The 8,034-nt window shown below is 52.8% G+C and carries 5 protein-coding genes; all 5 read left to right on the top strand.

What is annotated here, in order from left to right; all coding sequences use genetic code 11:
* Positions 1-155: 155 nt before the first annotated feature.
* Positions 156-491 carry an AAA family ATPase gene (locus Q0628_RS03900; RefSeq protein WP_298768334.1) on the top strand — a complete coding sequence of 112 codons (336 nt, stop codon included), beginning with the start codon at positions 156-158 and terminating at the stop codon, positions 489-491.
* 52 nt (positions 492-543) lie between these two features.
* Complete coding sequence (locus tag Q0628_RS03895; protein ID WP_298768332.1) at positions 544-2,685, top strand: polysaccharide biosynthesis tyrosine autokinase; 2,142 nt, start codon at positions 544-546, stop codon at positions 2,683-2,685.
* A gap of 74 nt (positions 2,686-2,759) precedes the next feature.
* Positions 2,760-4,898 (top strand): OmpA family protein, encoded by a 2,139-nt coding sequence (locus Q0628_RS03890; RefSeq protein ID WP_298768331.1) that lies wholly within the window; start codon positions 2,760-2,762, stop codon positions 4,896-4,898.
* Between the two features lie 60 nt (positions 4,899-4,958).
* Positions 4,959-6,479 carry a hypothetical protein gene (locus Q0628_RS03885; RefSeq protein ID WP_298768329.1) on the top strand — a complete coding sequence of 507 codons (1,521 nt, stop codon included), beginning with the start codon at positions 4,959-4,961 and terminating at the stop codon, positions 6,477-6,479.
* 24 nt (positions 6,480-6,503) lie between these two features.
* On the top strand, positions 6,504-8,034 hold a 1,531-nt coding region (locus Q0628_RS03880; RefSeq protein WP_298768328.1), incomplete at its 3' end, for a polysaccharide biosynthesis protein.

Below are 8,034 nucleotides of genomic sequence, written 5' to 3'. Positions count from 1 at the left end.
ATGTCCAATGTGTCGGCGAGTTTCTCTATGTTGCGGCTTCGGGCAGAAGCGTCGACGATATCCTTATAGATACCACCTTTCCTGTATAGACCGTCAGGATCGCCGGACTGCTCGACACGGCCGTCGCGCAGAAACATGTGGACGGGCTGTACGTAATGAATGCGGGCAAGACAAAGCTAGCCGCTTGCGAACTCCTCCGTAGCGACGCCATGGACCGTCTGCTCAAGGAGGCTCGAGAGAAGTACGACCTAGTCATTGTAGATACTCCTCCACTGAATTTGGTCACCGATGCAGAACTCATCTGTCCGCTAGTCGACTACCTGCTGTTCGTGCTGCACTACGGTCGCCATTCCATGGACGAAATCAAGGAGACCGTCGAGAGGGTGCGCCGCTATTCCGACAAGCCTGGGGCCATCGTAATGAATCATTGCGAGCATGAACCGGGCCGTTACGGCTACGGATACTATGGAAAGGGCTACTACGGCAAGTAAAACAAAGTAAAATTTCTTATCTTTGTGTCCGAAAATATTGGGAGAGAATTTTATGGCTGAAAAAGAACAACAGATGGTCGTGGTGGGGGCACAGGCCGCCCAGACAAACAACACAATCACCTTGCTCGAGGCCCTGTTTATCCTGTGGAAAAAACGCTATTTCCTGTGCCTGTTCTTGGCCATTGGTGCCGTGATTGGCGTGACGGTGGGGCAGTGGATCCGCCCGCAGTTTACGAGTGACTTGTTGCTACAGATTGATATCAAGGGCAACAAGGCGGGCCGTGCAATGGGCGAGATGGGCGCCCTCCTAGAAATGCCGAGCCCCGCCGATGCCGAAATCCAGCTTATCAAGAGTCGCATGGTCTTGGCTCAGGTGGTGGAGGCGGAACACCTGACATATTCGGCAACCCCGCAGAACAAGCTCAACCGCTTGCTCCATCGCGAGGGGCGCATGGATATCGACTTCTTGGACATTCCCGAAATCGCCCGTGGCGAACGCTGGATGGCCGTGGTGACGGGGGCGGACTCTTACGCTGTGTACACTCCCGAAGAATCTAAACTGGTCGAGGGCAAGATTGATGACCTGTTGAAGGCTCCGTATGCGGGGGATACCTTGCGCATTCGCGTGAACTTGATGCGGGCCAAGGTGGGCGAAAAGTTTAGAATCGCCATGTCGAACCCGCTACTGGCCGCCCGTGGCCTTGCAAAATCGCTCAAGGTGGCCGAGCAGGGCAAACAGACCGGCATTATTGGCGTATCCTATTCTCATCGGTATGCCGATCGCGCTGCCTCTATCCTGAACACCATCGCGAATACCTACGTGCGCCAGAATGTGGAAATGCGCAGTGCCGAGGCCGAAAAGACCTTGGAATTCCTGGAAGGACAGTTACCGGGCGTGAAAGCCAAGCTCGACAGTGCCGAAAAAGTTTTGGCCGATTACCGCCACAAGATAGGCTCTGTCGACATGACTGGAGAAACCCAGGCGCATCTGAACAAAGAGATGGACCTGCAGCGCCAGTTGCTGCAGCTGGAACAGCACCGTCAGGAGGCTGCCCGCCTGTTCAAGGAAGAACATCCTTCGGTCCAGACAATCGTAAAACAGCAAGACCGCCTGCGCGGGGAACTCGCACGCCTCAAGAAAAATGCGGAATCCATGCCCGTGACGCAGCAAGAGGTTTTGCGCCTGCAAGAAGACGTTTCCGTCAACAACGCCCAGTACACGAGCATGCTTAACAACATCCAGCAACTGCGCGTGGTGCGCGCAGGCGAAGTGGGCAACGTGCGTATTGTTGACCTTGCACAGATCGAACCTATTCAGAGTAAGCCCCAAAAATTCAACATCCTTATCTGCTCCATAGCGGCAGCCTTCATGGTGGGAGTCCTTTTGGTATTCCTGCTCCGCATGATGCGCAACGGCATTCGAAGTTCCCAGGAACTGGAGCATGCCACCGACATCAGCGTGTTTGCGAAGATTCCGGAATCCAAGAACCGCCTGCTGCGCGACAAGCGCCGCAAGCAGACCCTGGTGGAGGCGTCCCCGAACGACCAGGCGAGCGAGGCTTTTCGTTCTCTGCAGACGGCCGTGGACTTTTCCATGGTCGAAGGGCAGAAGGTACTCATGGTATGCGGCTTGGTACCGGGCGTGGGCAAAAGCTTTGTCTCCAAGAACTTGGCGGCCGTGTACGCCCTGAACGGCAAGAAGGTGCTGCTCATCGATGCAGACATGCGCCGTGGCGTTATCCGCAGCTCCAAGCATGCGGGCCTGACCGAGGTGCTTTCGGGCAAGGCCGCCTGGCGCGACGTGGTGGTAGAGTCCAAGTGTGCAAACCTGTTTGTCATGGGGGGCGGCAAGCGCCTGATGTCGCCGAGCGAACTATTGCGCAAGGGGGTCTTCAAGGACCTGCTCGAGGAATTCAAGGCCGAATTCGACCTGGTCATCGTAGATACTCCGCCGGTAAGCATGGTGACGGATGCCGAACTCATCTACCCGCTGGTCGATTTCGTGCTGCTGGTGGTCCATTACGGTTCAGATTCCCTGGGCCAGATCAAGGAAAATATCGAGAACCTGCGCCGCTATGGCGAAAAGCCCTGCGCCTTCGTCATGAACCACTGCGAATATGAGCCGGGCCACTATTATGGATATGGCTATTACGGCAAGGGATACTACGGAAAGGGATATTCCAACAAGGACTAGTCCGTTTCGTAAGTTAATTTGAAACTTTTTTTACTAAATTTGTACCAAAGTTACCTAGAAGAAGGAAACAAATCATGAAAAAACTCTTTGGGATCGCCTTACTGGCCGCAGGTTGCGCCTTCGCCCAGATAGGCATGGAAGGTGGATCGGACGGTCTGCATCAGATCAATGCCAAGACCCTCGGTCAGTGGAACTTTGCCGTGGGTACGGGTGGTAACATCGCCATCGACGGCTGGTCGCTCGCTCGCGGTGGCAAGTACACGCAAGACGGCAGGGACTACAGCTATAACTGGTGGGACTATACCCAGGCGGGAAACTTCTTCGTGAGTGCCGGTCTTCTGGATAACTTGGACGTGGGCGTAATTCTGCCCGTGTATTATGAACATGCCAATTCCAATGGCCCGTCCGGTAGTACCAACCAGTGGACCACGAGCCGCGGCGACCTGGACCTGTGGACCAAGATCCGCATTCCGCTCGACACCAACAAGTGGTACGGCTTTGCCGTGATGCTCAACATGTATATCCCGACTGGTGAATCTAATGCCGGTGTGCGCCCCCGTCATGCTTGGTACTTGAACGGCAATGGCTACACCCAGCCGTTCACTGCCGATGACTGGGCTTTCTCTGCGGGCCTGGTCGGTACGGCCGACCTCACCAAGCTGAGTAATCCAAAACCCTTCCGCTTCAACTTGGCGGCAAGCTACCTGTATCCGCTTGATCTGGACGAAACCCAGACGCTCGTTTACAGTGCCGGCGTGAACTGGCTCCCCAAGAGCTGGATGGACGTGTTCCTGGAATACTCCGGCGAAATGCGACTGCAGAGCAAGGGCGAATATAAGTTTGAACCGTTCGAAGATCCGATGCTCATTACCCCGGGTCTCCGTTTCCACTTGCCCTATAACATCGACTTTGCCATGGGACTAGAGGTGGCGGTCCGTGCCCTCAAGAACATCACTTACGATGGTGACGAAGAAATGAAGGGTTGTGGCAACAGCATGATTCATTACGAGGGTGAAGATGGCTCCAAGGTGGATTACTGCTACGCCCCGACTCCGCTCGTGGCCGGTGCGGCCCTCCTCACCTGGCGCTTTGGTGCTGACATGTTCCGCGATAGCGATGGTGACGGCGTGAACAACAACAAGGACAAGTGCGCTCACACCAGAAAGGGGATTGCCGTTGACGAAAATGGTTGCCCGCTCGATAGCGACAAGGATGGCGTGGTCGATTCCTACGACAAGTGCCCGAACACGCCGGATAGCGTGAAGGTGAACACCGATGGCTGCGCCGACAAGGATTCCGCCTTCGTGACGGATGCCAATGCGGCCCGCACCGCTTCTGACTCTGCCTTCCGTGCAGACTCCCTGAAGGCTGCCGAACGCGCCCGCCAGGATTCTCTTGACCGTGTCGATACCGATAAGGATGGCATCTCTGACCTCAAGGACAAGTGCCCCAACACCAGGGAAGGCATCGTGGTTGACTCCGTGGGTTGCATGCTCGACTTTGACAAGGATGGCGTGGCCGACAGTCAGGACAAGTGCCCGAATACAAAGAGCGGCATCAGCGTCGATAGCACCGGTTGCCCGATGGATTTTGACAAGGACGGTGTACCAGACGATTTCGACAAGTGCCCCAACACTAAGGATGGTATATCGGTAGATTCTACGGGTTGCCCCGCCGATAGCGACAACGACGGTATCTCCGATGGCCAGGACAAGTGCCCGGGAACGGCAGCCGGCATGCCGGTCGACTCCGTGGGTTGCGTACTCGATGGCGACAAGGACGGTGTTCCCGACAATCTGGACAAGTGCCCCAACACCCTCGAAGGAATTGCCGTCAAGGAAGACGGCTGCCCGGTGAACAAGAAAGAAGACCTGGACCAGCTCAAGAAGGGAATCCAGTTCCAGACGGGTTCTACCAAGCTCACCAAGAAGAGCTACACCACGTTGAACGACATTGCCTCGCTCATGCGCAAGGTGAAGTCCGCCAACCTGGAAGTTCAGGGCCATACCGACAACACCGGTTCCGAAGCGGCAAACCAGGCCCTTTCCGAAAAGCGTGCCCAGGCCGTGGTGGACTTCTTGAAAAAGAAGGGCATCGAGGCTGACCGCCTGCGTGCAATTGGTTTCGGTTCCGAGATGTCGATTGCCGACAACAGCACCAAGGAAGGCCGCGAACAGAACCGTCGCGTGGAACTCGTTCCGTTCGAAAAGTAGTTCATCTCATTAAAACACTTTGGGTCGGTCCTAGGACCGGCCCTTATTTAAATAAAGACGATGCCTAAATTCCTGCTGCCATTTCTCCTTGTTTTCGCCATATTGAGCGCATGGGCTAACGCCTTGCCGGTGGTGAGTGCAGAACGAACCCGCAACTTAAGGCAGCTCGATTACGCCCCCATGCTCATGGAATACCATGCGCAAACCGTAGGGGAGGGCAGGCAGTTTTTTACATACCCCCGCCGTAATTACAATTTCATAAAAGACTTCCATAAGACAGATAGCCGTGCGCTCATCTATTATTCCGATTCCATCGGCTCTGGTACAGAGGCGCACCGCTTTGCCATTGCGGCATCCCCCTTGCTCGGTCTCGATTACCGCGGTGGAGAAGCGCTTGGCGATACCATTTGGCCAGGAATCGATGGGGGACTGTTCTTGCGTGGCTATGTGGATTCCGTTGATTTTGATTTGGATGCACGAATCTATGCAGAAAATCACAGTGCAAGCAAACCTCAAAGCTACGATGGTGAAATTTTCGATGAACAAAATGAAAAAAATAATTCGGGCGCAGACTATGTGAGTTATTCCCGTTACCGTGCCCATCTGGGTTTTAATTATGCTTTTGTACGGTTGCAACTGGCGCGCGATGTATTGCATTGGGGACCAGGGTATTATAATAATCTTGCACTGAATCAATTTGCCTTGCCCTATAATATGTTAATTCTGGATTTTACTTTTGGTCCAATGCGTATTTTTAGTGCCTATGCCGATTTACGTGTTAGTCGTTGGGGGTGGAGTCCTGAGAATCTGAATGACAGAAATATGTACGCTCATCGCTATGAGCTCTCCCTAGCAGGAAGTAATCTAACAATAGGCATGAGCGAAATTCAGATATTATACAATGATAACAAACCATGGCTATTTATGCCTGTGGTTCCTCTGTTTATGGAAAAAGGAAACTATTCAGAATTGTCAAATAATGGCTCCCTTTCCTTTGATGTCAATTACCAGTTGTTTAATACGGTTCGCTTATATGGAGAATTTTTCTTAGATGACATGGAATCTCCTGTGGCGTTATATGAAAATAAGTACAGTAACAATCGTTGGGCCGCTATGTTGGGCATGCATGTTGCACATAATTTTACTATTGGAAAACGAATAATTAAAACAGGATCCGTTTTCGAAATTGCACGAGTGGAACCTTATACCTATTGTCACTTTGATACTGCAAAAGCTCAGATGTCACATTTAGGGATACCCATTGGCAATCCCAACGGCCCGAATAGTTTATCTGCAGACTGGACTTTATATGCGAACATTTCGATTGAGGAATGGCAATCCATTTATGTGGGAATACACAACAACTGGCTATGGAAGGGGACCGATTTTGGAAGCGACATTGAAAATTCCTATCCAAGTTTATCGGAGAAACCAAGACGCAAGCGTTTTATTCACGACGCCCCGATGCATTACAACGCAACCCCCTCGGTAAGCTACCATGGGCGGTTCGTCTCGTTCACAGGTGAAATAACGGTGGGGGACGACCCAGCGGTTTACCTACGTACTATGATAATGTTCTAAATTTAGCGTAAAGAAGGTGGAAATATGGTTAGATTTGTAAGAAGGGCTATTCGCAAGTATAGATTGCTATTTACGAGTTTCAGGCTGCGCAAGCGCCTACTAGCCCTGGTAGATGGGTTCGTTGTCATCATGGCGGGACTCATTGTTAATCTGCCGCTTCCCTTTTTTGCCGACCGTATCGACCGCCTACAGTTATTTTCTTTCCTGCTACTCTGTGCCTTCTGCTGCTTTGCATGCCAGCTACTGTTCGGGGCCTACAACAAGCTGTGGCGCTATTTTAACCTGGCAGACTACCTGAGCTGCGTCAAGGGAATCCTGACTGGATTTGTAATCGGAACATTCCTGTGCTATCTATCTACCGGGCATCTGTTTGCCGCATTTACCATTGTGACAGCCGTGGTTGCCACGGTGGGCGTGTGTCTGTTCCGCTACATTTTCAAGGGAACGTTCGTCTCGTTGGTTGGGGCAGGACTTGCCGAAGCCCGTAAAAAAAGGACCATGATTATCGGGGCGGGGGAGGCCTGCAAGGTGCTCCTCTCCGAAATTCGCCGTCTAGAAAATCCTGTCGAAAAGGGTGCCCTGGGTGCGGCCGAGAACTACACCATCAACCCCGTATGCCTGATCGACGACGATCGCTACAAGATTGGCAAGTATGTCAACGGCGTCCTGGTGGCAGGTGGCACGAGCGATATCGTAAAGCTCGCAAAACTCGAAAACATCGAGCAGATTATTTTCGCCATTCCCAGTTGTCCTCCCAAGGACCGTGCCGCCATCTTGGACCTGTGCGGCAAGACAAACCTGCCGGTAAAGGTGTTGCCCTTCGTGGGTAGCCTGCAAGATGTCAAGGAATCGGAACCGCAGACCTACATTTCTCAAATTCGCGACATCAAGGTCGAAGACCTTCTAGGTCGTGAGCCCATCAAGTTTGACAACTCCGAAATTCACGACTTTATTGGCGGCAAGGTATGCATGATCACCGGCGGTGGCGGGTCCATCGGTAGCGAACTCGTGCGCCAGATTGCAAAGTACAATCCCGCCCAGGTCATTATTGTCGACATCTACGAGAACAATGCCTACGATATTCAGCAGGAACTCGTGATGGAGTATGGCAACAACCTGAACCTGGTGACCATCATTGCAAGCGTGCGCGACTACTTCCGCATGAACCAGATCTTTAAGAAGTACAAGCCCCAGGTGGTGTTCCACGCGGCGGCCCATAAGCATGTGCCGCTCATGGAAAACAACCCCATGGAAGCCATTAAAAATAACGTCATCGGTACGTTTAACATGGGTACACTCGCGGTTCTGAACGGCGTCAAGAAGTTTGTGATGATCAGTACCGACAAGGCGGTGAACCCCACTAACGTGATGGGTGCCTCTAAGCGCTGCTGCGAAATGATTGTGCAGTTCTTGGCTCAGCAGAAGAGTGGCGATACCGAATTCGTGACGACTCGCTTTGGCAATGTGCTGGGCTCGAACGGTTCCGTGATTCCGCTGTTCAAGCGTCAGATTGAACAGGGCAAGCCTGTGACGGTGACTCACCCCGACATTATCC

The organism is uncultured Fibrobacter sp. (assembly GCF_937877005.1).
Classification (GTDB): Bacteria; Fibrobacterota; Fibrobacteria; order Fibrobacterales; family Fibrobacteraceae; genus Fibrobacter.
The sequence above is the reverse complement of the archived record's forward strand: the minus strand, read 5'-3'. Positions and strand labels throughout refer to the sequence as shown.